The sequence below is a fragment of the Solirubrobacter pauli genome (genome assembly GCF_003633755.1).
In the GTDB taxonomy this organism is placed as follows: domain Bacteria; phylum Actinomycetota; class Thermoleophilia; order Solirubrobacterales; family Solirubrobacteraceae; genus Solirubrobacter; species Solirubrobacter pauli.
This window is the reverse complement of record NZ_RBIL01000001.1, coordinates 2,254,351-2,278,336: the sequence shown is the minus strand read 5'-3', so window position 1 is coordinate 2,278,336 and position 23,986 is coordinate 2,254,351. Positions and strand designations below refer to the sequence as shown.

The 23,986-nt window shown below is 73.0% G+C and carries 23 protein-coding genes and 2 tRNA genes; 13 read left to right on the top strand and 12 right to left on the bottom strand.

Annotated elements, in window-relative coordinates:
• Positions 1-7 precede the first annotated feature (7 nt).
• Genes C8N24_RS10710 through C8N24_RS10700 form a run of 3 tightly spaced genes read left to right on the top strand, consistent with a single transcriptional unit; the run spans position 8 to position 3,914 of the window.
• The gene (locus C8N24_RS10710) at positions 8-481 is read left to right on the top strand and encodes a Crp/Fnr family transcriptional regulator (protein ID WP_121250019.1); all 474 of its coding nucleotides are present in this window, start codon (positions 8-10) and stop codon (positions 479-481) included.
• 49 nt (positions 482-530) lie between these two features.
• Positions 531-2,762: a S15 peptidase family protein gene (locus C8N24_RS10705; protein ID WP_121250018.1), complete on the top strand. Its 2,232-nt coding sequence runs from the start codon at positions 531-533 to the stop codon at positions 2,760-2,762.
• A 39-nt stretch (positions 2,763-2,801) separates the two neighbouring features.
• Positions 2,802-3,914 (top strand): serine hydrolase domain-containing protein, encoded by a 1,113-nt coding sequence (locus C8N24_RS10700; protein WP_121250017.1) that lies wholly within the window; start codon positions 2,802-2,804, stop codon positions 3,912-3,914.
• On the opposite strand, the gene C8N24_RS10695 is transcribed toward C8N24_RS10700, so the two are convergent.
• The 4 genes from C8N24_RS10695 to C8N24_RS33865 all read right to left on the bottom strand — a co-directional run bounded on the left by C8N24_RS10695 (position 3,894) and on the right by C8N24_RS33865 (position 7,387).
• A complete protein-coding gene (locus C8N24_RS10695) occupies positions 3,894-4,337 on the bottom strand; it encodes a hypothetical protein (RefSeq protein ID WP_121250016.1) in 444 nt (147 codons plus the stop codon). The genes C8N24_RS10700 and C8N24_RS10695 overlap by 21 nt on opposite strands.
• A gap of 38 nt (positions 4,338-4,375) precedes the next feature.
• Entirely contained in the window at positions 4,376-6,070 is a 1,695-nt protein-coding gene (locus tag C8N24_RS10690; protein WP_170178997.1) for a signal peptidase I, read from the bottom strand.
• A gap of 49 nt (positions 6,071-6,119) precedes the next feature.
• On the bottom strand, positions 6,120-6,758 hold the full coding sequence (locus C8N24_RS10685) for a hypothetical protein (RefSeq protein WP_121250014.1): 639 nt from the start codon (positions 6,756-6,758) through the stop codon (positions 6,120-6,122).
• An 86-nt stretch (positions 6,759-6,844) separates the two neighbouring features.
• Positions 6,845-7,387, bottom strand: a complete 543-nt coding sequence (locus C8N24_RS33865) for a helix-turn-helix transcriptional regulator (protein ID WP_245971823.1) — start codon at positions 7,385-7,387, stop codon at positions 6,845-6,847.
• A 60-nt stretch (positions 7,388-7,447) separates the two neighbouring features.
• Between C8N24_RS33865 and def the strand changes: the two genes are divergently transcribed.
• Positions 7,448-8,623, top strand: a complete 1,176-nt coding sequence (gene def, locus C8N24_RS10680) for a peptide deformylase (protein WP_170178995.1) — start codon at positions 7,448-7,450, stop codon at positions 8,621-8,623.
• A gap of 40 nt (positions 8,624-8,663) precedes the next feature.
• On the opposite strand, the gene C8N24_RS10675 is transcribed toward def, so the two are convergent.
• Positions 8,664-8,736 (bottom strand) — tRNA-Ala (locus tag C8N24_RS10675).
• 92 nt (positions 8,737-8,828) lie between these two features.
• Between C8N24_RS10675 and C8N24_RS10670 the strand changes: the two genes are divergently transcribed.
• The 3 genes from C8N24_RS10670 to C8N24_RS10660 all read left to right on the top strand — a co-directional run bounded on the left by C8N24_RS10670 (position 8,829) and on the right by C8N24_RS10660 (position 12,596).
• Positions 8,829-10,712 (top strand): diguanylate cyclase, encoded by a 1,884-nt coding sequence (locus C8N24_RS10670; RefSeq protein ID WP_121250012.1) that lies wholly within the window; start codon positions 8,829-8,831, stop codon positions 10,710-10,712.
• Between the two features lie 22 nt (positions 10,713-10,734).
• Positions 10,735-11,211: a hypothetical protein gene (locus tag C8N24_RS10665; protein WP_121250011.1), complete on the top strand. Its 477-nt coding sequence runs from the start codon at positions 10,735-10,737 to the stop codon at positions 11,209-11,211.
• Positions 11,212-11,489: 278 nt separating this feature from the next.
• Positions 11,490-12,596, top strand: a complete 1,107-nt coding sequence (locus C8N24_RS10660) for a S1C family serine protease (protein WP_121250010.1) — start codon at positions 11,490-11,492, stop codon at positions 12,594-12,596.
• Between the two features lie 145 nt (positions 12,597-12,741).
• Here the strand turns inward: C8N24_RS10660 and C8N24_RS10655 are convergent, their stop codons facing one another.
• Positions 12,742-13,671 (bottom strand): hypothetical protein, encoded by a 930-nt coding sequence (locus C8N24_RS10655; protein ID WP_121250009.1) that lies wholly within the window; start codon positions 13,669-13,671, stop codon positions 12,742-12,744.
• Positions 13,671-15,230, bottom strand: a complete 1,560-nt coding sequence (locus tag C8N24_RS10650) for an alkaline phosphatase D family protein (RefSeq protein ID WP_121250008.1) — start codon at positions 15,228-15,230, stop codon at positions 13,671-13,673. The genes C8N24_RS10655 and C8N24_RS10650 overlap by 1 nt, the downstream gene beginning before the upstream one ends.
• Before the next feature lie 192 nt (positions 15,231-15,422).
• Here C8N24_RS10650 and C8N24_RS10645 point away from each other — a divergent pair, with 192 nt between their 5' ends.
• The 4 genes from C8N24_RS10645 to C8N24_RS10630 all read left to right on the top strand — a co-directional run bounded on the left by C8N24_RS10645 (position 15,423) and on the right by C8N24_RS10630 (position 18,777).
• Positions 15,423-16,412 (top strand): hypothetical protein, encoded by a 990-nt coding sequence (locus C8N24_RS10645; protein ID WP_121250007.1) that lies wholly within the window; start codon positions 15,423-15,425, stop codon positions 16,410-16,412.
• The gene (locus C8N24_RS10640) at positions 16,412-17,440 is read left to right on the top strand and encodes a hypothetical protein (protein WP_121250006.1); all 1,029 of its coding nucleotides are present in this window, start codon (positions 16,412-16,414) and stop codon (positions 17,438-17,440) included. Before C8N24_RS10645 ends, C8N24_RS10640 begins: the two co-directional genes overlap by 1 nt.
• An 86-nt stretch (positions 17,441-17,526) precedes the next feature.
• A complete protein-coding gene (locus C8N24_RS10635; protein ID WP_121250005.1) occupies positions 17,527-18,534 on the top strand; it encodes a hypothetical protein in 1,008 nt (335 codons plus the stop codon).
• Between the two features lie 9 nt (positions 18,535-18,543).
• The gene (locus C8N24_RS10630) at positions 18,544-18,777 is read left to right on the top strand and encodes a hypothetical protein (RefSeq protein ID WP_211339917.1); all 234 of its coding nucleotides are present in this window, start codon (positions 18,544-18,546) and stop codon (positions 18,775-18,777) included.
• A gap of 1 nt (position 18,778) precedes the next feature.
• Here C8N24_RS10630 and C8N24_RS10625 read toward each other — a convergent pair.
• Together C8N24_RS10625 and C8N24_RS10620 are read right to left on the bottom strand one after the other, a co-directional pair.
• Positions 18,779-18,850: transfer RNA gene (locus tag C8N24_RS10625), tRNA-Ala, on the bottom strand.
• A 15-nt stretch (positions 18,851-18,865) separates the two neighbouring features.
• Positions 18,866-19,750 carry a histone deacetylase family protein gene (locus C8N24_RS10620; RefSeq protein ID WP_121250004.1) on the bottom strand — a complete coding sequence of 295 codons (885 nt, stop codon included), beginning with the start codon at positions 19,748-19,750 and terminating at the stop codon, positions 18,866-18,868.
• Positions 19,751-19,772: 22 nt separating this feature from the next.
• Here C8N24_RS10620 and C8N24_RS10615 point away from each other — a divergent pair, with 22 nt between their 5' ends.
• Positions 19,773-20,753 (top strand): ROK family protein, encoded by a 981-nt coding sequence (locus tag C8N24_RS10615; protein ID WP_121250003.1) that lies wholly within the window; start codon positions 19,773-19,775, stop codon positions 20,751-20,753.
• The gene (locus tag C8N24_RS10610) at positions 20,737-21,333 is read left to right on the top strand and encodes a hypothetical protein (RefSeq protein ID WP_147447739.1); all 597 of its coding nucleotides are present in this window, start codon (positions 20,737-20,739) and stop codon (positions 21,331-21,333) included. Before C8N24_RS10615 ends, C8N24_RS10610 begins: the two co-directional genes overlap by 17 nt.
• 69 nt (positions 21,334-21,402) lie before the next feature.
• Here the strand turns inward: C8N24_RS10610 and C8N24_RS10605 are convergent, their stop codons facing one another.
• Genes C8N24_RS10605 through C8N24_RS10595 form a run of 3 tightly spaced genes read right to left on the bottom strand, consistent with a single transcriptional unit; the run spans position 21,403 to position 23,976 of the window.
• A complete protein-coding gene (locus C8N24_RS10605) occupies positions 21,403-22,038 on the bottom strand; it encodes a sensor histidine kinase (RefSeq protein WP_121250001.1) in 636 nt (211 codons plus the stop codon).
• Positions 22,039-22,041: 3 nt separating this feature from the next.
• Positions 22,042-23,010 carry a hypothetical protein gene (locus C8N24_RS10600; RefSeq protein WP_121250000.1) on the bottom strand — a complete coding sequence of 323 codons (969 nt, stop codon included), beginning with the start codon at positions 23,008-23,010 and terminating at the stop codon, positions 22,042-22,044.
• A gap of 18 nt (positions 23,011-23,028) precedes the next feature.
• Positions 23,029-23,976: a D-alanyl-D-alanine carboxypeptidase family protein gene (locus C8N24_RS10595; RefSeq protein ID WP_170178994.1), complete on the bottom strand. Its 948-nt coding sequence runs from the start codon at positions 23,974-23,976 to the stop codon at positions 23,029-23,031.
• Between the last annotated feature and the right edge of the window lie 10 nt (positions 23,977-23,986).

Here is a 23,986-nt window from a genome sequence, read left to right as displayed (position 1 = left end):
TCCGCCCGTGCACGAGGGACCGTTCACCGTCTTCGTCGAGGAAGCGCACGAGGACTCCGCCGACCTGCTGTTCCTGCCCGAGGCCACCGCGGCCGACTGGGCCACGGTGTTCTCCTACGCCGAGGTGCGGCGCGTGGGCGCCGGGCTCGCGCTCGTCCAGGCGGGCGAGCACGACCGCGCGCTCTACCTGCTCACCGAGGGCACGGTCGGCGTCCGGCTGCCGCGCGACGAGGGCGCGTTCAAGCAGATCGAGGCGCCGTCGGTGCTGGGCGAGCTGTCGTTCTTCGACGGCTACCCGCGCAGCGCGACGCTGGAGGCGGTGACGGACGTCGAGGTGGTGCGGATCGACCTCGCCGCCTTCGACCGCCTGCACGAGCACGAGCCGGCGATCGCGAACCTGATGCTGCGCGACCTGGCGCGGATCCTGGCGCTGCGCCTGCGGCTCGCCAGCGCGGTCATCGCGGACTTGCGCGGCAGCTGACGCGCTGTCAGATTCCTCCGCGGGTCAGTCCGGCTCAAGGAGGAGAGACATGCGCAGGATGCTCACCGCGGCCGCGTGCGCGGCGCCGGCCCTGGTCATACCGTCCGCGGCCGACGCGGCGATCCCCCGGGTGTTCACCAAGACGGCGGCGCCGATCGACTGCACGGTCCAGGCCAACGGCCAGCGCTTCTGCGGCACGGCCACGGCCCAGGTCCCGAGCTGGGACGGCACGCCGATCGACGTGGCGGTCGGGTTCCCGGCCGCGCCCGCGGGCGGTCCCGACGGGCCGTATCCGGTGATCGGGATCTTCCACGGCTGGGGCGGGACGAAGGTCGCGCTGTCGGGCGGTGACGCCCAGCGCGCGCTCACCCGCGGCTACGCCGTCTTCACGATGACCGACCGCGGCTGGGGCGGCTCGTGCGGGCGCGCCATGATCAGCGACCCGCGCTGCGCCGGCAAGGGCTACATCCGGCTCATGCACTCGGCCTATGAGGTGCGCGACGCGCAGCACCTGCTCGGCCAGCTCGCCGACGACGGGTTGATCGAGCCGCAGAGGATCGGCGCGACCGGCGGCTCCTACGGCGGCGGCATGGCGATCGCGCTCGGCGCGCTGCGCAACCGCACGCGGCTGCCGGACGGCTCCTCCATCCCGTGGACGAGCCCGCTCGGCAAGCCGATGGCGATCGCGGCGACGGTGCCGGAGTTCACCTGGTCGGACCTGGCCACCGCGCTCAACCCGAACGGCTCGTCGCTGGACTACGTCGCCGACGCCCCGTACCTGGGCGGCGGCCATCGCGTCGGCGTCCAGAAGCAAGCCTGGAACGCCTCGCTCTACGGCGCGGGCGCGTTGCTGGGCTATTACGCCCCAATCGGGACTGATCCGTCCGCCGACATCACCGGCTGGAAGACGCTGACCGATACCGGTGGGCCGTTCGACGGCGTGCCGGCGGCGGACGCGATGGCGGTCGAGCTGCCCGCGAACCACTCGGCGTACGGGATCGACGACAGCATCCCGCCCGCGCCCGCCCTGCTCGCCAACGGCTGGAATGACGACCTCTTCCCGGTCGACGAGTCGCTCCGTTACTACAACCGGGTCCGTGCCAAGCACCCGGGGGCGCCGATCTCGATGTTCCACCTGGACTTCGGCCATTCGCCGCGCGCGGCGTCCGGGTCCGCGGCGGACCGTGCCGCGCTGGCGACCGCGGAGAACGCGTGGCTGGACTTCTACGTCAAGGGCGTAGGGGCCGAGCCGGCGGACGCGCGCGGCGGCGTGGACGTCCTGACGTCGCACTGCCCCGTCAGCGGAGCGGGCACGCGCTACCACGCGCCGACCTGGGCGCAGCTGGCGCCGGGCGAGCTGCGGGTGACGGGGGCGGCGGCGCAGACGATCGTCGCGCCCGGGACCGCACCCTCGAACGGGTTCACCGCCGGCGACGTGTGCACCACGACCGCGAGCGCCGACAACGCGTCGGCCGCGACCTACAAGACCGCTCCGGCGACGACCGCGTACACGCTCGCCGGCTCGCCGACGGTCATCGCCAAGCTCGACGTCAAGGGCGCCAACGACATGGTCGCCGCGCGCCTGTACGACGTGGACGGCGCGACGCAGCGCCTGATCGCGCGCGGCGTCCAGCGCCCGCTCAACCCGGGCGGCGGCCCGACCGAGCAGGTCTTCCAGCTGCATCCGCAGGCGTGGACGGTGCAGCCCGGGCACGTGCTCAAGCTCGAGCTGCTCGCCCAGGACTCGCCGTACCTGCGCACGCCGACCGGGCAGCAGTCGGTGGCGGTGAGCGACCTCGAGCTGCGGTTGCCGCTGGTCGACGCGCCCGGCACCGACCTGGGCGGCCTGGTCGTGGCCGCGCCCAAGCCCAAGTACCTGCCGGCGGGCTACACGCCGGCGCGCGAGTACGCGACGCAGGCCGGCGGGACCGTCGGCGGCACGGTGCCCGCGACGCTGGCGCTGTCGCTCGGTGCGCCGGCGACCTTCGGCGCGTTCGTCCCGGGCGTGGACCGCGAGTACGCGGTGCCCACGACGCTGACGGTCACGTCGTCGGCCGGCGACGCGGCGCTGACCACGAGTGACCCCGGGCACCTGGTCAACGGCGCGTTCAGCCTCCCGCAGCCGCTGCGGGTGGAGCTGTCCAGGTCGTCCTGGGCGGGGCCGACGGCCAACGAGCGGGTCGACGTGACGTTCCGGCAGGCGATCGGCCGCACGGACGCGCTGCGGACGGGCACGTATTCGACCCGCGTGACGTTCACGCTGTCGACGACGAACCCGTAGGGCGATGAGATCGGCCGCGTCGGAGAGTCAGAGCTGCACATGACCTTCGAAGACATCTGGCGGGTACCCGACGCGGCCCACTCCGACGGGCGGTTCCCGGGCTACGTCGGCGCGGTGCGGGTGCGCGGGCACGTCGAGATCCACGCGGCGGGGCGCACGGCCGTCGAGGACGACAGCGCGCCGATGGGCGCCTCGACGCAGTTCCGGATCGCGTCGATCACCAAGCCGATGGGCGGCGCGCTGCTGTTGAGCCTCGTCGAGGACGGCCTGATCGGGCTCGACGACGAGGTCGCGCAGTGGGCGCCGGAGCTCGCCTCGCCGCGCGTGCTGCGAGATCCCGACGGGCCGCTGGAGGACACGGTCGCCGCCGTGCGCCGGGTCACCGTCCGCCACCTGATGACCCTGACGTCGGGCTGGGGCGTGGGGTTGAAGCCGAACCCGCTGCAGCGGGCGATGATCGAGCGTGGCGTGTTCCCGAGCGCGATGGGGCACGACTGCACCGGCGACGAGTTCCTGGAGCGGGTGGGCTCGCTGCCGCTCGTGTTCCAGCCGGGCGAGGGGTGGCGGTACGAGACGAGCTTCAACCTGCTCGGCCTGGTGCTCGAGCGGGCGCTGGGCCGGTCGGTGGGCGAGCTGCTGGCGGAGCGCGTGCTCGGCCCGCTCGGCATGGCCGACACGGCGTTCGTCGGCGACCCCGCCCGGCTCGCGGCGGCCTACACGCCCAAGCGGGCCGGGTTGGAGCTGACCGATCCGCCGGACGGGCGGTATGCGCGTCCTCCCGGCTTCGAGCACCTCAGCGGTGGGCTCGTGTCCACGGCGGGCGACGTGCTGCGCTTCTACAGCGCGATCGCCGATGGCGAGCTCCTGGGCGACGCGTCACGCGCGGCGTTGACGAGCAATGCGCTGACCCCGCAGCAGCGGGCCTCCGCGCCGGAGGTCTTCCTCGCCCCGGGGTCGACGTGGGGCCTCGGCACCGGCGTCGTCGAGGCGACGGGTGCCTGGGGCTGGAGCGGCGGGTCGGGCACGACGGCCGCGGTCGACCCGCGGCTGGACACCGTCGCCGTGCTGCTCACGCAGCGCGCGATGGCCGGGCCGGACGACAGCCCGCAGCCGTTCCACGACGCGGTGGCTTCAGCGGCCGCTCTCGTGTGAGCCGGGGCCCTTGCTGAACAGGCTGAAGCCGTGCGAGGTCGGCGGCGTGATCACCGTGATCGGGAGGCCGAGCGCCTCGACCCGGCTCGGCAGGTCGCGCCGCAGCCACACGGACGTGCGGCTCGGCAGCGTCGAGATGACGATGTCGTCGTAGCCGCCGCCGGCGACCGCCGCGCGGATCGACTCGAACGCGTCCGTGGAGCCGCCGACGAGCCCGTCGACCTGCGCGGCGCGCGTTCCGTGGATGCCCGCGGCCGCCGTCCGCAGCGTGGCGACGGCGTCGTCGAGCGACCAGTTCTCCGGCGTCGGGTCCGGCACGAGCAGCGTGAACGCGGTCGGCCGCTCACCGGCCCGCCGCTCGACCTCCTGCAAGAGCACCGGCGTCGAAGCGGTCCGGTTGGCGACGATCAGGGTGCGGCGCATCCGCCTGCACACTGGCAACCGCGTTCCCGAGGGTCAAGCTACGTCCGCTGCGTGGCGGGCACGAGCCGCGAGAACCGCGCGCCGGGCGCGGGCGGGGCGGACGTGACGGCCGGCACGGTCGTGAACCCGGGCGGGAAGGCGGACGCGGCGAGCAGCCGCGGCGCGGGCGTCGGGGGTGCGGGCGGAGCCGGCAGCGTGACCGGCGTGGTCGTCAGCACGGGCATGAACGTCGAAGCGGCGGCGAGCCGGGCGACCGGGGCCGGCGGCGGCGCCAGCGGGGTGCGGGCGACGGTCGGCGGCGTGAAGGTCGAGGCGGCCGTCAGGCGAGGGGCCGGAGCAGCGGGCGCGGCGGGTGCGGGCATGGCGAAGAAGGAGAGTCCGTCGATGGAGGGTTCGAAGGCGGAAACGGCACCGAGCCGCGGCGTCGGCCTGGCGGGCGTCGGCGGCGCGGGAACGGCGAGGGGCTTCACCTGCACCATCGGCACGAACGCGCCGGGGCTGAAGCGACCCCGCGAGAGCGGCGCCTCGGGGGCGGCGGGCGCCTGCGCGGCCTGCGCCTGCGCGGGCACGGCCAGCGCGAACCCGGGCGCGGCGAACGCGATGGGCGCGGGCGGCGTCGCCGGGACGGACGGCGCCGGGGCGGCGTGCGTCGGCGCGGCGAGGGCCAGCCTGAACGCGGGCGCCGCGAACGCGATGCGCGAGGACGGCGCCATCGGGGCGGACGGGGCCGGCGCAGCGGTGTAGTGGGTGGGGACCGCCGGCGTGAACGCGGGCGCCGCGAACGCGATGCGCGCGAGCGGCGTCACCGGCGCGGCCGGTGCCGGCGGCGCGTCGTACCGGGCCGGGACAGACGGCGTGAACGCGGGCGCGGTGGGCGTGAGTCGCGGGGCGGGTACGTCGGGCGCGGACGGGGCCGGCGGCGGCGCGAGCCGGGTGGCCGCGACGGCGGCGAGCTTGGCGGCCGCGACGATGCGCGGGGACGGCGTCGCGTTCGCGTCGTCCGGGGTGGCGAACAGGGTGTTCGCGCGGGGCTCGGTCGTCGCGACGGGGCGCTCGGTCGGCGCCGCCTGGACCGCGGGCGGCTCGATCGCCGCGACCGCGTTGGCCACGGCGCGTTCGATCTGGCGCGGGAGCAGCTCGACCTGGACGCGCAGCTCGTCGAGGACGAGCTCGCGCTCCGCGCCCATGGTGCGCTGGGTGTCGCGGTAACGCTCCAGCAGCGGCATGACGAGCAGCATCACGGCACCGCCGGCCATCCAGATCAGGCCGAGGGTGCTGCCGAGGAAGCTGAAGACGCGACCGGCGGCGGGGATGTGCGTGAGGACGCGGGTGGTGACCGCCGAGCGCGGCACGGTGAAGGGGTCGACCTCCTTCTTCGCGTCGCCCTTGGTGGTGATCGCGCCGTCGGCGGCGACCTTCGCCACGCGGTGGATCACCACGGGTGGGTAGCCGTAGCGGCTGCGGGCCTCGTCGGGCACGTGCACCATGACGACGTCGCCGACCTTGGCGGGCGCATGGAGCCGCTGGAGCACGACGACGTCGCCGGTGTTGATCGTCGGCGCCATCGAGGCCGACATCACCGTCGCGAGCGGCGGCCACGTCCCGAGGAACGTGAGGCCGCCGGCGACGGCGACGATCAGTACGACGGCGGCGAGCCAACGAGGAAAGCCGCCGGCCCGCTCCCGCCTGACCACGCCGACGCGCGCGGCGCGCCGGTGTGTCGGCCCGGCCATGAGGCCGGGCGCTGCGAGGAGATGGGTCGGCGGCATCGACTCAAGTGCGCTACAGGGCGCGGTCGACCGTCGCGACGAACGACGGGAAGACGGACGGCGGGGTGTCCTGGGCGGAACGCAGGAAGGTGGTCGAGTAGTCGACCGGGGACGGCGTGACGCCGATGCCGAAGCAGTGGACCTTCTCGCCCTCGAGGGTGTTCCAGTACACGCCGGCGTCCTGGTTGTCGACGTTCAGGAGCTTCGGGTCCTTCGTCCCGTCGAAGTCGGCGGCGGCGCAGGTGCCGCCCGCGGCCTTTTCGACGTGCTCGAGCTCGAGCTGAAGCGTGGCCCAGCCGGTCAAAGCGGTCACGTTCGTGAGCAGGATCGCGACGTTGTAACGCTTGGGATCGGCGAACTTGGGGTCCGACAGGTCGACCTTGAACATGACCTTGGGCGCGGTGACCTTGCCCCAGCGGCCGTCCCAGTCGAAGACGATCGGGCTGACGGGGGACGCCGTCGTGCTGAGCGCCGTGGCGTCGTCGACGGCGTCGGTCTTGGTCAGCGCGGGGGAACCGCCGGTGGTGCCGTTGCCGGCCGAGACCGTGGCGAAGCCGGTCGCCCAGACGGCGCCGGTGGCCAGGCCCGTCGCGCCGAACGCGAGCCAGGCAGCAAGACGGGGGCGGGGGATGAAGTTGGAGAGCCTTGACACGGGCACTCAGTCCTTTCGTGGCCGTGTCGCCGGCCGGACGTGGGGTTGGGACCACGTTCTTCGGCCGTTTGGAGGAATTTCTTGAATCAGTCCGACGGGCGTGGTACAGCCGCGGACGCCGCCTCGCGCGTGCGAGCGAGCGCCGCATGCCCGCCCGTCACGGAGCCGTCCACCGCCCTCGCCACCCACCGGCCCCGTGCAAGTGTGCTGTCAGCGTCCAGGACGAACAGCATCGTCCCGGGCGGCCCCGCGCCCACGTACCAGCCGGTGAGCGTGCCCTCGTCCCACACGCGCAGCTCTCCGCGCCAGCCGCGGCCCTCCACCGCGAGCACGTCCGGCGCCCGCCGCCGCAGCGTCACCGGGACGGTCGCGATCAACGCCCGGCCGTCCACCGCGACCTGCCGTGCGCTCCACCAGTCGCCGTCGAGCGGGCTCTCGCCCACGCCGGCCAGCTCGTCCAGCGTGACCCCGAGCGTCTCGGCGAGCTTCGCCGCCACGCCCAGCACCGGCTGCTGCTCACCGCGCTCGTAGCGCCGGATCTGCCGCACGTGCACGCCCACTTGGTCCGCCAAAGCGGACTGAGACAGCCCCAACTCGTCACAACGGCGCCGAATCACGTCTCCAAGCATCTGCAATCGGCAGCATACGCCCGTTGGCGGACTGAGAAGTCAGCCGGTACCGTCAGATCCGTGCCCTCCGCCCCGACGCCGGTTCCGCTCACGCTGCTGCGCACCAGCGTGCGCGCACTCCGCCTCCCCGGCCACGCGCTGCGCAGGCCCGCCGCGCCGGTCGACTTCGACACGACCTCGCGCGAGCTGCGGGTCCGCCTCGCCGGCGGGCTGGCCGGCGCGTTGTTCCGCGGCCCGGTCGGCGCGGGCCTCGCGGCGCCGATGGCCGGGCTCGGATTGCGGATCGTCGTCACCGCGATCGACGACCAGGTCGCCGCGCTGTTCAACCCCGTGATCGAGGAGACGTCGGGCGAGCAGGAGACGGGGCCGGAGGGGAACCTGTGCCTTCCGGACGTCCGTGCCGACGTCCGCCGGCCACGGTCGGTCACCGTGCGCTGGCAGACGCTCAACGGCGACGAGCGGACGCAGACGTTCCACGACTGGCACGCGCGCGTGCTCCAGCACGAGATCGAGATCCTCGACGGCACGCTCTTCCTCGACCATGAGGGCGCCCAGCCGGTCGGCCGGACCGTTCTCGCGGACGCGCGCGCGGAGCAGGCGCTGGCCTCGCTGTACGCCGAGGAGCCGCCCGCGGCGCGCCGGATCGAGCCCGTCGCGATCGCGACCTTCGATCCGGAGGCCTGGGCGCTGGCCCCGATCGTCGTCCGCGGCGCCGCGCACCCGGTCGGCCCGGACCTGCACCCGAACCTCGTCCGCGCCCTCGCGGCCGGGCTGCTGCGCGAGCAGTACGAGCAGGGCGGGGTCGGCCTCGCCGCGCCGCAGGTCGGGCTCGGCATCCGCATGGCGGCGGTCGACGACCGCGTCAACCCGCCGTTGCTGCTGCGCGACCCGGAGATCATCGACCGCTCCGACGAGACGTCGACGATGGCCGAGGGCTGCCTCAGCCTGCCGGGCTGGCGGGCCGAGGTCGAGCGCCCCAGCGCCGTCAAGGTCCGCAACCACTCGCTCGACGGCGAACCCGTCGACCTGGAGCTCGACGGCTACCTCGCCCGGATCGCGCAGCACGAGATCGACCACCTGGACGGCGTGCTGTTCACCGACCGCGCCGCCCCCGACGCCGCGCTGACGCCCGTCTCGGGCCCCGCGGCCGCCGACGAGGCGCTCGCGTCGATCCTCGCCGACGCCGGCGGACCGCCACCGCCGAGCCGCGGCAAAGCCGGCAAGCGCCGCCGCTGAGAACGAAGAAGGCCCGCCGGTGGCGGGCCTTCTTCTGAAGTGGAGCTAGCCGGGCTCGAACCGGCGACCTCCTGGGTGCGATCCAGGCACTCTCCCAACTGAGCTATAGCCCCAAGGTCGGTCCGGCAGGAATTGGGGCTCCTGCCGTCAATCCCCATTATAGCCCTCCCAGCTAGATTGCGGGGTCGGCGGCGTCCTCCTTCCCATGCCCCTGCTCCAACCATCCTTCCGCGGCCGGCTGCGCCTGTTCTTCGCGGTGATCGTGATCGTGCCGATCATCGCGGTGGGCGTCGTGCTGTTCCAGCTGCTCGGCGGCACGGACAACTTCCGGCTCGACTCGGGGCTCACCAAGGCACAGGTGGGCGCTCGGAACGCCTACGCGCAGGACCGCCGCGACGCGATGGCCGCGATGACCCCGATCCTGCGCGACGTCCCGCTCGCCACGGCGATCGACGGGAAGGACAACGAGGAGATCCAGCGGCGCCTGAACGAGCTCGCCCGCGCGAACCGAGCCCGCGCGGTGCTCACGGTCAACGGCGTCGACACCTTCGCCACACCGGGCACGGACGAGGCGATCGCGGCGGCGTCCGCGGAGTTCCAGGACACGAGCGGCAAGACGCTGGGCCGGGTCACCGTCTCGACGACCGACGCCGACGCGTACGCGAACGACATCGCCCGCCAGCTCGAGGTCGGCGTGCGCGTCGAGCGCGACGGGGGTGTGCTGGCCAGCACGATCCCGCGCGCCACCAACACGCGGATCCCGAACGAGCGGGGCGCCGAGGTGGAAGTCGGCGGCACGGACTACCGGACCACCGCGTTCACCGCGACCGAGCCCAACGACAGCCAGGTGACCGTCCGCCTGCTGGGCGAGGTCACTCCACCCGACCGGTCGACCACCGCGATCTTCATCGGCGTCCTGATCGGGTTCCTGGCGCTCGCGTTCGTCTTCGCGGTGATCGTCAGCCGCACGCTGTCCTCCGAGGTCCAGCGGCTCCTGTACGCGGCGCAGCGGCTCGGCCGGGGTGACTTCTCCGTCCAGGTCCCGACCGAGGGCAACGACGAGTTCGCCGCGCTCGGCCGGGAGTTCAACAAGATGGCGGCGGAGCTCGAGCGCCGGCTGGAGGAGCTGCGCCGCGAGCGCGGGCGCCTGCAGGACGCGATCCGTCGCGTCGGCGAGTCGTTCGCCCGCGGCCTGGACCGCGTCGGCGTGCTCGAGATCGTCGTCCAGACGGCGGTCGACGGTGTCGGCGGCGACTGCGGGCGCGCCACGATGCGCCGCCGGGCCGACGCGCCGATGGAGGAGGTCGCGACGACCGGCGATCCCGGCCTCTACCACCGCGTCCTGCACGCCGCGGAGGCCGCCGTGATGGACGCGGGCGAGGCGGCGGAGATCAGCCTGGGCGGGACGAGCGCGCTGGCCGCGCCGCTGTCCGCCACCGAGGGCGGCGACCGCGTGCTGGCGATCGTCTCGGTCGCCCGCGGCGACCGCAACTTCTCCCACGCCGAGCGCGAGCTCTTCTCATACCTCACCAGCCAGGCGGCGGTATCGGTGGAGAACGTCGACCTGCACGAGACCGTGCAGCGCCAGGCGGTCACCGACGAGCTCACCGGCCTCTTCAACCACCGGCGCTTCCAGGAGGTCATGGACGCCGAGGTCGAGCGCGCGCGGCGCTATGACCAGGAGATGGGGCTGATCATGCTCGACATCGACAACTTCAAGCGCGTCAACGACACCTACGGGCACATGCAGGGCGACGAGGTGCTGCGCGCCGTGGCCCGCGTCCTGCGCAAGGAGGCGCGCGAGATCGACGAGCCCGCCCGCTACGGCGGCGAGGAGATGGCGGTCGCGCTCCCGCAGACCGATCTCGCCGGTGCGTTCAACTTCGCCGAGCGCGTCCGCAAGCGCATCGAGGAGCTCGAGCTGCCGCTGCTCGACGGCGACGGTGTCCTGAAGGTGACAGCGTCATTCGGCGCGGCTTCCCTGGTGTCCTCGCCACAATCAGACAAGGAAGGCCTGGTGGCCGCGGCGGACGCCGCGCTGTACCGGGCAAAACGCTCGGGTAAGAATCGGACGGTCAAGGCCGAGTAGGCTGTGAAGGGAGCGGCGCCTTATGGGACTTCTCGACGACGCCATCCGCGAGCACCTCGAGCTCAAGCGCAAGCACGGAGCAAATCCGGACGATGTCGCGCGCCAAGAGCGCGAGGCACTCGGTCCACCTCCGCGCAACGAGTTCGCGCAGACCTCCGAGCCGGAGGCCGAGGTCGCTGTGCCCGCAGAAGAGCCGGCCGCGGTGCGCGCGCCGGATCCGGAGCCGGAAGCGGCGCCGGCCGAGCGTGAGCCCGCGCCGCCGCTGAACGAGGCGGAGGCGCCGCCGGCGCCCGCGCAGCCCGAGCCGGGCTACGAGGAGGATCCGTGGCTCGCCGACGAGCGGGACGAGGTCCCGGCCGACGAGGCGCTGGACCCCGGCAAGCCCGCGAGCGACGACGACGTGCTCGAGGAGACGCCGGAGTTCCTCCAGGAGACCCCCGAGCACGACCGGCTCTGGTTCGAGCAGAAGCCGCCGCGCGACTTCGACTGGGACAAGTAGCCCGCCCCCGTCACATGCCGGACGCCCCCGCTCCGGCGAACCCACAAAGGTGGGGGGATCTGCAGCACTGACGGTTCGAGCGGTGGCGCTCGACAGCGGGTGAAGCGCCGTGGACCCTTGGAGCCCCATCGTCCCGGCCTGATCGCTCGCGCCTCATCCGCCGGCTCGCCGAGTTCGCAGGGTCGCCGCCATGACCGGGCGGCCGGTGACCCGTCGCCGGAAGGGGATCACATGAGCGCTGCAGCGTCGAACCGGCACCACCGGCGGTGGTGGCTGCCATGACCCGCCGCTCGCCCGCAAGCCTGCTGCTCCTGCTGTGCGTCGCCGTGATCGGCGGCCTGGTCGGCGCGGGCGTCGTCGCGCTCACCGACTCCGACGCGGATTCCGACGACCCGCCGGCCGGCGCCCGCGTGGAGGACGCCCCCGAGGCCGGCGGCGCGGCCGAGCGCGTCTACGACCGGGCCGGTGACTCCGTGGTGTTCGTGACCGCGCAGGTCACCCAGGACACGACGAGCCCGTTCGGCACCGAGCAGTCCAGCGGTGAGGCGACCGGGACCGGGTTCGTCATCGACCGGGCCGGGACGATCGTCACCAACGCCCACGTGATCGAGCAGGCCGACGACGTGACGGTCAAGGTCGGCGAGGGCTCCCCGGTGGCGGCGCGCGTCGTCGGGAGCGACGCGTCGACCGACATCGCGCTGCTGCGGATCGCCGACCGCGCGGCCGAGCCGCTCACGCTCGCTGACTCCGACGAGGTCGACGTCGGCGAGGCCGCGTTCGCCATCGGCAACCCCTACGGGCTCGACCGCACGCTCACCGCCGGGGTCGTCTCGGCGCTGCAGCGCCAGATCACCGCCCCCAACGGGTTCTCGATCAGCGGCGTCATCCAGACGGACGCGGCGATCAACCCCGGCAACTCGGGCGGCCCACTGCTCGACGCCGACGCCCGCGTGGTGGGGATCACCTCGCAGATCATCACCGGCGACAGCTCCGGCTCCGGCGGCAACGTGGGGATCGGCTTCGCGGTGCCCTCGAACACGGTCAAGGGCGTGGTCGCGCAGCTGGAGGAGGACGGCACGGCCGAGCACGCCTACCTGGGCGCCCAGACGACGGACGCCGGCGACGACGACGGCGCGCTGGTCGCCGAGGTGACGGACGGCGGCCCGGCGGCGCGTGCGGGGCTGCGCGCCGGCGACCTCCTGACCGAGCTCGACGGGCGGGACACCGGCAGCGCGGCAGAGCTGACCGCTGCGGTCGACGCCCACGCCCCGGGGGACCGGGTGCGGGTCGAGTACGAGCGCGGCGGCCGCGAGCAGACCGCCACGGTGACGCTCGGGACCCAGCCCGAGTCCGCGACGACCACCGACGCGGGCGGCGTGCCCTGAGCCCGGCGAAGACCTCAAGCCGCGCGCGGCGCGGCCGATTATCCCGGTTGCCTCATTCCCCCGATTGAGGCGGGACGCAAGACGTTCCGGCGAAGCGCGGGCCCCACAGTGTGCCCCGGATCCCGCGCTTCGCCGCGTCCATTCCCTACGGGTTCGTGGTGGAGAGCGTGAACGTCAGCGTCTTCGCGTAGGTGCCCGTGCGCAACGGGTCCCGGGCGCCGATCGCCTGCTTGAACGTCACGTCGACGGTCTCGCCGGAGATCGGCCCGTCCCATGACGTCTTGCTCAGCGCCACCTGCAGGGGCTGCGCGAGCGTGTACGCGCCGTTGGTGAGGTAGCCGGGCTCGCTCGTGGTGAGCCGGGCGTCACCCGCGGACGACGTGACGGTCGCCTGCGTGCTCGCCGTGTACTCGCGCTCCGTGCCCGGGATGAACGCCTCGAACCGGGGCGGCGTCCCGAGGGAGAGCGAGAGCGTGGCGGGCACCGACCCGCCGACCTCGGCGGTCGCGACCGCCGTCGGCGTCGGCTGGGCCGCCTTGCCCGCGTCCAGCACGAGCAGGTCGATGCCGCCCAGCCAGTCCGTCGAGGCCGCGTTCTTGCCGACGACGGTCATCGTCAGCATGTGCTTGCCCTCGGCCAGCGCGACCGTGCCGAGGAACTTCGGCGCCTCGAGCCCGAGCTCTGCGGCGTAGGCGTCGAACGGCTCGCCGAGCGGCCGGCCGTCGAGCGCCAGCTGGACGATGCCGAAGCTCGGGCCCTTCACGAACGACGCCGAGATCCCGTAGACGTCGCCGTCCTCGACCTCGATCGGCCAGGTGGCACGGCTGCCGTCTCCGTTGTGGTTGTCGAACTGGGCGTAGGCCTGGCTCGAGAACGTGATGCCGGAGACGCGGCGGATGATCGACGTCGTGGCGGTGCCGGCGGTGACGCCCGCGAACGACTCCAGGTACGGCGTCTGCTGCTCGACCTCGATCAGCTGCATGCGGCTCGACGGGGCGTCGTCGACCGCGTTGGCGGGCTGCAGGGCGAAGACGACGGCGACGATGACCGCCGACAGGGCGATGGCGAGCTTCATCACGCGTCCTTGAGGCCGGGGTTGCCCGCTTCGACCACGAACGACCTGTGGTTCGTGATCGGAGCGCCGGGGCGCTTGACGTACTGCAGGGTGCGGAAGTCGGCGCGCGCGACCTGCTGGTCGAGCGAGACGCGCACGTAGCCGCGGCGCTGGCTGTTGTACTTGATCCACGGGTTCTCGGTGAACGCGCCCGTGTTCTGGCTGTCGCTGCCGTCGCCGGTGGTGGAGATCGACGTGCCGACGAGCTCCGACCCGAGGATCTTCGAGTCCGCGTCGCGGAAGTCGCGCAGCAGGTTGTTCGCCCAGTTCTGGTGCACGTCGCCCGTGATCACCAGCGGGTTCGCGATCTTGCGCGTGTCGATGAAGTCGAGCAGCTTGTCGCGGGAGACCGTGTAGCCGTCCCACGCGTCCATGCTGAAGGTCTCGCCCGCCCCGGCGGCGGAGTCGCGCTGGGCCATGAAGACCTGCTGCGCGAGGATCTGCCACTTGGCCGGGCTGCCCTGCAGGCCGTCGTAGAGCCACTGCTCCTGCTGCGCGCCCGTGAGCGTGCGCGCCGGGTTGTTGCGGTCGTCGCAGCCGGCCTTCGAGCCGTCGCCGCACGCCTGGTCCGACCGGAACTGGCGCGTGTCCATCACGTGGAACGTCGCCAGGTTGCCGTAGGCGCAGCGCTTGTAGATCTGGATGCCGTCCGGCGTCGGCCTCTGGGCCTTGCGCAGCGGCATGTGCTCCCAGTAGGCGCGGTAGGCGGCCGCGCGGCGGCGCAGGAAGAAGTCCTTCGGCATGCCCTCCTCGGGCACGTCGCCGGCCCAGTTGTTGTCGATCTCGTGGTCGTCGAAGGTGACGAGCCACGGGAACGCGGCGTGGGCGGCCTGCAGGTCCGGATCGGTCTTGTACTGCGCGTGGCGCTCGCGGTAGTCGGCGAGGTTGACGATCTCGTGGTTGGAGTTCGCCCGCACGTTGCCGCCGGTCGCGGTGTACGAGTTCGAGTCGTACTCGTAGATGTAGTCGCCCAGGTGGATCACGAGATCCAGGTCGTCCTGGGCCATGTGCTTGTAGGCCGTGAAGTAGCCGTGCTCGTACTGCTGGCAGGACGCGAACGCGAACGCCAGGGCGCTCGCCGCGCCCGCGGGCGCCGTCTTGGTCCGGCCGACGGGGCTGATCTCCCCGTTGGCGCGGAAGCGGTAGAAGTACTCGTAGCCGGGCTCCAGCCCGCGCGGCTCGGCGTGCACCGAGTGCGCGTCGGCGTACGTGGCGATCTCCTCGCCGCGGGCGACGACGTTCGTGAACGCCTCGTCCTTGGCGACCTCCCACTCGACCGCGATGTCACGGTCGGGCATCCCGCCATTGCCCGCGAGCGGCGCGGGCGCGAGCCGGGTCCACAGCACTGCGCCGTCCGGCGTCGGATCGCCCGACGCGACCCCCAGCGTGAACGGGTACCCCGTGAAGCGCGCCGGCGCGGTGCGCGCCTTCGCGAACGGCATCTGCGACACCACGACGGCGCCGGTCGCCGTGCCGGCGACCGTCAGGAAGCGCCGACGCGACAGCCCCTCTTTAGACATTCGACCCCAGACCTCGAATTGCGTAGCGGCCGGGAGACTTCTCCTCACCGACGCTCATCGGGTGAACATTCCGTGTCTGTGCCTCAGGCGGCCTTTACGGTGGTTGCCACGAATCCCGCCACCGGCTGACCGCCGCCCGGACACGTGTCTCCCGGTGCGCGACGGCGCCCGCACGCCGGGAGACTGGCGTTCATGCTCCGCGCCGCCCTCCTGACGCTCCTGATCCTCATCGTCCTGCCCGCCACCGCGTCCGCCGCCTGTCGCACCGCGCCCGTGGCGGACGTCTGGTACGACACGCCCGCCGTGCAGGTGTGGGCCAAGGGCAACGGCATCGTGGCCTGCGTGCGCGCCACCGGCGTCGAGCGCGTCGTCCGCCCGCCGCACTCGGAGGCGTCCGTCAGCTTCGACGAGGTGGTCGGTGAGCGCTGGCTCGTCACCCGGACGGAGTCGGGCTACTGGTCCGACAACACGTCGGTGGAGACGCTGTCGATCGACATGCTCGACCTCTACACGGGCGACACGGTCACGGACGGCATGTTCTCGCTGCCCGGCGGGTTCGTGGTCAGCGACCCGAGCGGCATCGTCGCGCACTACGCCGACGGCCGCACCGAGGTGCTCTCGCCCGAGTTCGGCGACGACTTCGCGCTCCACGGACGCCGGCTGTACTGGCGGACCGACGGCAAGCCGCGGACCGTGCTCCTGAACCTGCCCGCGGCGGGCCCGGCGCTCGCCCCGCAGCCACTCCAGCGCGCTCGCACGATGACCCGCTGCGCGCCCAAGGCCGGCGCGCGCCTGGTGGCGCGCTACCGCCGCGTCGTCGTCACGCGGGTGGGCAAGGCCGCGTACGTCTGCTTCAACGGCCGCACCACGGCGCTCGGGAACGCGACGCGGTTCCAGTCGATCACCACGGGCGATGTCGCGTACACCCGCCCGGGCTTCATCGGCTACGTCGACGCGTCGACCGGCGTCAAGCGCGAGCTGCCGCGCGCCTCGGGGCCGCTGGTCGCCAGCCTGTGGACGATCGCCGCCCGTGACCGCAAGGGCGTCCTGCGCGCCTGGGGTGACGCCCGCCGTCCGGTCGTGCTGACGCGCGAGCCGGCCTCGGAGATCGCCGTCACGCCGTTCTACGCCTTCTGGATGGCTGCGGACGGCAAGCCGCGCGTGAAGGGGACCACCCGCTGATGCTCCGCGCCGCCTTCCTCACCCTCGTGATCCTGCTGGTCCTCCCGGCCGCCGCGGACGCGGCCTGCCGGACGGCCCCGGTGGCGGACGTCTGGTACGACTCGCCCGCCGTGCAGGTGTGGTTCGACGATCACGGGATCGTCGCGTGCGTGCGGGCGACGGGCACCGAGCGCGTCGTGCGGACCGGCGACGAGGACGTGACGCTGGAGTTCTCCGGGGTCTACGGCGAGCGCTGGCTCAGCACCGACCGCTCGTGGGGCGTGGAGGAGGACGACTCCACGCGCTACTCGGAGGACGAGCACGCCGGCAGCCCTTCGACGGAGGGCAGCTCGTCGCACATGCTCGACCTGTACACGGGTGCGAAGCTCTCCGCCCCGAGCGCGTTCGACGTGCCCGGCGGCCAGATCACCACCGGCCCCGAAGGCACGGTGGCGCGGTACACCGACGGCCGCACCCAGCTCCTGGACCTGGACTCAGGTGAGGAGCTCGCGCTGCAGGGCCGCCGGCTGTACTGGCGCACCGCGACGGGACCGCATACGGCACGGCTCGCGCTGCCCGCCCGAGGTCCGGCCGCCACCCCGCGGCGCCTGCGGCCCGCCACGAAGATGGCTCGCTGCACCCCGCAGCGCGGCGCGCGGCTGGTGGCGCGCCATCGCCGCCTCGTCATCACGCGGGTGGCCAGGGCCATGCGCGTCTGCTTCAACGGCCGCACGACCGCGCTCGCCGACGCGACGCGCGTGGAGCCGGTCTTCGGCAGCGACGTCGCCTACCGCCGCCCGGGCCGCGTCGGCTATCTCGACGCCTCCACCGGCAAGCGGAAGGAGCTTCCGAGCGCCGGCGGCCCGATCGCGGCGGACCTGTGGACGATCGCCGCGCGCGACCGCAAGGGCGTCCTGCGCGTCTGGGGGGACTTCCGCCGCCCGATGGTGATCACGCGCAAGCCGGCCACGGAGATCGCGCTCTCGACCTACGACGTGTACTGGCTCGCCGCCGACGGCACGCCGCGCGTCAAGACCTTCGACGGCTGAGGCCCATCGCGGCTGGCGGGAACCCGCCAGCCGGCCGCGGGGTGCCCGAATCGAACCCACGCCCTTCCGTCTGGAGACTCCTGCCCATGCTCCGTGCCGCCCTCCTCACCCTCCTGGTCCTGCTGATCCTGCCCGCAGCCGCCGACGCCGCCTGCCGCACCGTCCCGACCGCCGCCGTCTACTACGACTCGCCCGCCGTGCGCGTCGCCTACGACGGCAAGGACGTCGTCGCCTGCCTGCGCGCCACCCGGACCGAGCGGGTCGTCGCCCCCGAGGACGACTACCTCGGCGTCGAGATCACCGGGGTCGACGGCGATCGCTGGCTGACCTACTCCACGTACGTCGACGACGGCTCCAAGGGCCAGTCGCGACCGTACACCTCCGACGTGATGCTCGACCTGCAGACGGGCGTCACGGTGTCCGAGAACGGCGACGAGTGGTTCCCGGGCGGCGAGCTCGCCAGCCGCTACAAGGGGCTCGTCGCCTACTACGCCGACGGTCGCAGCGAGGTCTTGGACCCGGGGCACCACCCCTTGCTGGACGAGTACGCGCGCCACGGTCGACGCATCTACTGGCAGAGCGACAACGGGCGGCCGAAGACGGCGCTGATCGACCTGCCCGGCGTCACGCCGCTTCCCGCCGGCCGGCCGGTGCGAGCCACGGCGATGGCGGGCTGCCCGGCACGGCGCGGGGCGCGTCTCGTCGCCCGCTTCCGCCGCCTCGTCGTCACCCGCAAGGGCCGCGACACACGCGTCTGCCTGAAGGGCCGCACGACCCGCCTCGGCGACGTGACGGGCGTCGAGGCGGTCAGCGGGTACGAGCTGGCCTATGTCCGGCCCGGTTACGCCGGCCATGTGAACGCGGTCACGGGCGTCAGGCACGAGCTGCCCAGGGCGCAAGGCCAGCACGCGGCGCGCCTGCGGACGGTCGCCGCCCGCGACCGCTACGGCGTCCTGCGCGCCTGGTCGGACGTCGGCCCCGCCCGCATCCTCACGACCGCGCCGGCCCGCAGCGTCGCCGTCTCGCCCGGATACGTCTACTGGCTCGCCGCCGACGGCACGCCGCGCGCTGCCAAGATCCGCCGGAACGGGTAGCCCGGAGGTGTGGCGACGGAGGACGAGCGCTGGATCGTGATCGACGGCCGCCGCTGGCGCCGGACGGACCCGTCGATCCCGGAGGAGCGCCGGAAGGCGCTGGTCAGCGAGCTGATGAGCGCCCGCAGCGCGGTCGGCCACGCCAAGCGCAAGGGCGACGAGCAAGCCGAGCGCGCGGCCCGAGACCGCGTCCACGCTGCCAAGGTCGCGCTCGGCGAGCGCGGACCGAAGTGGTGGGAATGAGTGGAGGCGAGGGGAATCGAACCCCTACCTAGGCCGTGCAAAGGCCCCGTGCTCCCATTATCACTACGCCCCCGGGAGAGGAACTAGCTTAGGGCGCGGCCTCGGCGAGCACGCAATCGAGCGTCGCGGCGTTGATGTCGACGGTGTCCGACGGGTCCGGCGCGTAGCCGCCCGCGAGCACGACGACGGTCGGGATTCCGCGCAGGCGCGCCAAGACGAGCTCGTCGCGGGCGCGCAGCCCGGGCTTGGTGAGGGACAGGCGGCCGAGCCGGTCGCCCTCCCACGGGTCGGCGCCGGCAAGGTAGAAGGCGACGTCGTACTCGTCCGCGAGCGCGACGTCGAGGGCGCGGTCGAGCTCGGCCAGGTAGTCGTCGTCGCCGGTACCCGAGGGCAGGTCGACGTCGAGGTCGGACGGGATCCGCTGGAACGGGTAGTTGCGCGCGCCGTGCAGCGACAGCGTGAACGCGTCAGGATCGGGCCCGAGGATCTGGGCGGTGCCGTCGCCCTGGTGGACGTCGCAGTCGATGACGACCGCGCGCTGCGCCAGGCCCTCGGCCCGGAGGCGGGCGAGCGTCACCGCGACGTCGTTGAACAGGCAGTAGCCGCGCGCGAAGTCGTGGCCGGCGTGGTGCGTCCCGCCGCCGAGGTTCATGCCGATGCCGTGCGCGAGCGCATAGCCCGCAGCCGCCAGAGTTCCGCCGACGGAGCGGCGTCCGCGCTCGACGAGGACCTCGCTCCAGGGGAGGCCGAGCCCGCGCTGCTCGCGGATAGACATCTGACCGGTGCGGATGCGCTCGAGCAGCGGCGCCTCGTGGACGAGGGCCAGCCAGTCCCACGGCACGGGGTCGCTCTCGCGCACGGTCACGAGCCCGGAAACCCGCTCGACGAGCAGGGAGTACTTGGAGATCGGGAACTTGTGCCCGGGCGGCAGCGGGATGGCCCAGCGCGCGTGGGAGTAGATCTCGAATGTCATCTGCCTGTTTAAGCTGCGGGGCATGGCCATCTACGGAGGGATCGACCTCGGCGGCACCAAGATCCAGGCCGCGGTCGTCGATGAGGGCGCCGACAATACGGTCCTGGGCGCCAAGCGCGATCAGACGCCGCTGAAAGGCGGCCCGAAAGCGATCGCCACCGCGATGGCAGAGGTGCTGACGGGCGCGCTGGAGGAGGCCGGGCTGTCGACGGCCGATCTCGCGGGCGTCGGGGTCGGCTCGCCGGGCAGCGTCGACGACACGAAGGGCACCGTCTCGGGCGCGATGAACCTGAGCGACTGGGCGGGCAGCTTCAACCTGCGCAAGCACCTGGAGAAGGAGCTCGGCGGCACGCCGGTCTCGCTCGGCAACGACGTCGACCTCGCGACCGACGCGGAATTCCAGATCGGCGCCGCCCGCGAGTACCAGACGTTGCTCGGCGTCTTCTGGGGCACCGGCGTCGGCGGCGGGCTCATCCTCGACGGCCACCAGTGGATCGGCCGCGGCACCGCGGGCGAGATCGGCCACATGGTCGTGCGGATCGACGGCGCCAAGTGCGGCTGTGGTCGCCGCGGCTGCATGGAGGCCTACGCCGGCCGCGGCGCGATGGAGGCCCGCGCCCGGCGGCGCGTGGAGCAGAAGGAGAAGACCGTCCTGTTCGAGATCATGGAGGAACGCGGGCGCGACCGCCTGTCCTCCGGCATCTGGGAGCGGGCGCTCGCGCGTGACGACCAGATGGCGCTCGAGCTGCTCGAGGACGCCGTCGAGGCGCTCGGCGCCGGCGTCGCCTCCGCGGTCAACCTGCTCGACCCGGAAGCGGTCGTGATCGGCGGCGGGCTCGGCATCCGGCTCGGCGAGGAGTGGGTGGAGCGCATCCGCAAGGCGATGATCCCGCACCTGTTCGTCAACGACGACCCGCCCGCGATCATGCTCGCGGAGCTGGGCGACCTGGGCGGCGCCCACGGTGGCGCCCTGCTGGCCGCACGCCGTGCCGCCGGAGGTTGAGTTCCACGCGGCGACGCTCGACATGCTCGGCGTCCCCGCGGATCGGCACCCGCTCGACGTCTATGAGGTGATGTTGCCCGCCGCAGTCGCGGAGTGGCTCGAGGTCGGCCACCTGGACGACCTCGTCGTCCTGGAGGACCGCCTGCGGGTCGCGGTCGACCCGCAGCGCGGCACGGACTTCTACGTCGACCTCGACCAGGGCGACGACCCGCCCGTGTACGACGACCACGGACAGGTCTCGGCCTGCTTCTCGGACTTCCTCTTCGACCTCGTCAGCGCCGGCCGGCTCAGCGGCCGGCACCTGAGCGCGACCGGCCCGGTCCCGAGCGCGAAGTCGCTCGCCTGGCTGGGCGGGCAGCTCAAGCCAGGCCCGGTCACGCGCGCCGGCGACACCGAGATCCACCGGTTCTACGGCCGCCACGAGTACGCGACCGTCCGCTGGAGCGCGGACAGCGACGCCGAATGGCGCCTCCAGGCCGACTCGCCGGAGGCGCTGGACGCGCTCCGCGCGCTCGTCGACCGCGTCGGAGGCGTCCCGACGCGCGGCCTCCTCAAGCGGCTCGCGCGTCGGAAGCGCTGACCTACGAGACGTGGGAGTTGGCACGTCAAGTGTCAGGCCGAATACCCGACCCGTTTTGTGCGAAACGCACTAGAGCGGCAGGACGGCGGTCACCTCGTAGCCGCCGGCGGGAAGCGCGCCCGCGCGCAGCGCACCGCCGTGGAAGGCGACCCGCTCGCGCATGACGGTCATCCCGCGCCCGTCGCCACCGGCGTCGACGATCCGCCCGGCGTTGCGGACGTGCAGCTCGAGCTCGTCGTCGCGCCAGAGGACGCGGACGCTCGCAGGCTGGCCGTGCGCGTGCCGGTGCACGTTGCGCAGGGCCTCCCGGACGATCCGGAACGCGGCCTGGTCGAGGCTGGTGGGCAGGCGCCGGGGCGTGCCCTCGATGTGCAGCGTCACGGGCATCCCGCCTTCGCGGGCACGGTCGACCAGCGTGGCGACGGCCATCAGCCCGCGCTCGGTCTCGTCGTCGCGGTCGCCGCGCAGCAACCCACGCAAGCGGTCCAGCTCACCGAGGGCCTCGTCCGCCGTCGCCACGATCGCGGGCTGCTCGGCGTTGGCAGCGTCGCGCGCGATGGCCTGCAGGGAGTGGACCACGCCGTCGTAGAGCTCGAGCGCGATCCGCGCCTGCTCCTCGGCCTCGGCCAGCTGCGCCGTGCGCTCCGCGAGCTCGGCCCGCAGGTGGTCCTGGAGCTGCTGCTCGGTCTCGCGTCGGCGGCGCACCGCCTATTCGTACACGACGACGTCCGGCCTGGGTTGGAGGCGCATCACCTGCGCCGGGGTCATCGTGTTCGTGTCTTCCTTGTAGAAGAGCTTGAAGCCGTGCCGCAGCTTGGTCGCCTGCTTGGTGAAGTCCTTGTACTTGGCGATCTTCAGCGACTGGGTCCCGAAGCCGTCGACGTTGAGGATGATCGAGAGCTCGCTGCGCTCCTTGATGTCCTGCTCCGGGACCATGTCGTCGGTGAACTGGTGGATCAGCACCAGCTTCTGCGGCAGCTTGTACCGCTGGGTGAGGTCGTTCAGCCAGCTCGTGGTCGCGTTGATCTCGCGCGCGGTGACGCTGCCGATCACCTGGCCCGGCACCTCGTTCGGACCCATCCGCCACTCGGGGTCCAGGGCGAGCGACACGTCCGGCTCCTTGAGCCACTTGCGCAGCCGCTTGGTCTCGGTGAAGAAGTCGCTCCGGCCGGGCTGGATGTCCAGGATCAGGATCGCCTTGGCCTTGCGGGCGGCCTTCAGATAGCGGCGGATGATCGTGTCCGACTGGCGCAGGTTGTAGCGGCCGCCCTCGCCGGGGTGCGCGGCGGCGGTGACCGCGATCAGCTCCATCGCCGGCATCACCGGACGCGTCTTGCGCGCGTAGCCCTTGGCCTGCTTCTCCAGCTTCTTGGCCGCCGAGGCCGGCGAGCCGATGCCGAGGATGCCCAGCTCGTCGTCCTGCGGCGCGCCGTAGAAGGCGACGACGCGGTAGTCCGGGATGATGGTGCGCCCGCCCCGCGGCAGCTCGACGAGCGGCTCCGGCGTGGGCGTCGGCTCGGCCTGCTCGGCACCGGCGCCTCCGGCGGTGCGCTGCGGCTCGGCGGCGTCGGAGCCGGTGAGCCGCGTGATGGCGAAGACCAGCAGCGCGGCCAGCACGGCGAGCGCGATGACCGCGACGATCCGCCGCTGCCGGATGACTTCCGGGGAAGGGGCCACGATGGACCCCCTACCCCGTCACGCTGCGCCTGAGGCCTTGAAGCCCCGGTCGAGCAGCTGCATCGCCTGCTTGCCAGGGTCGGGCGAGTCGAGCAGCACCACGCCCAGCTTGATCGGGCCGCGGCGCGCGGTGGCCACGATGCAGCGGCCCGCGGCGTCCGTGTAGCCGGTCTTCAGGCCGGTCGTGCCGGGATAGCCGGCGCGGAGCAACGGGTTGTGGTTGTAGAGCCACAGACGGCCACCCTTGATCGGGAACGGGAGCACAGCCTGACGGCGTTTGACGATCTTCGTGAGCCGCGGCTCGAGCATCACCGCGCGGGCGATCGCCGCGAGGTCGGCCGCGCACGAGTGGTTGCCCTTGTCCTTGATGCCGCTGGGCGTGGAGAAGCGCGTGCACTGGAGCCCGAGCTGCTGCGCCTTCTCGTTCATGTAGCGGATGAAGCGCTTCTCGCTGCCGCCGGCGGCGCGCTGGGCGAGCGCGATCGCCGCGTCGTTGCCGCTCGGCAGCATCAGCCCGTGCAGCATCGTGTTGACGCCGATCCACTTGCCGCGCGGCAGCACGCCGACGCCCGAGCCGGTGTAGCGCAGCGCCTCGTTGGTGATCTTGACCTTCGCGCCCTCGGGCACGCGGTCGACGACGACCAGCGCGGTCATCATCTTCGTCAGCGAGGCGATCGGCAGGACCTTGGTCGGCTCACGGCGCCAGAGCACCTGGCCGGTGTCGAGGTCGAACACGAGCGCCGCCTTGGGCGGCTTCTTGAAGTCGATGTGGATCGGGTCGGCGGCGCCGTCCAGGCGCACCGCCAGCGGTGACGGGGCCGTGCCGGCGCTCGCGAGCGGGGCCGTCGAGGAGTCCTCGAGCGCGCCTGCGGCCGCGGGCGTGCGGGCCTGCGGGGGCCCGCCCCCGTCGCGCAGGAGGAAGAGGTAGCCCGCGGTCGCGAACAGCGTCACCGCGAGCAGCGTCATGAGTCGCCGC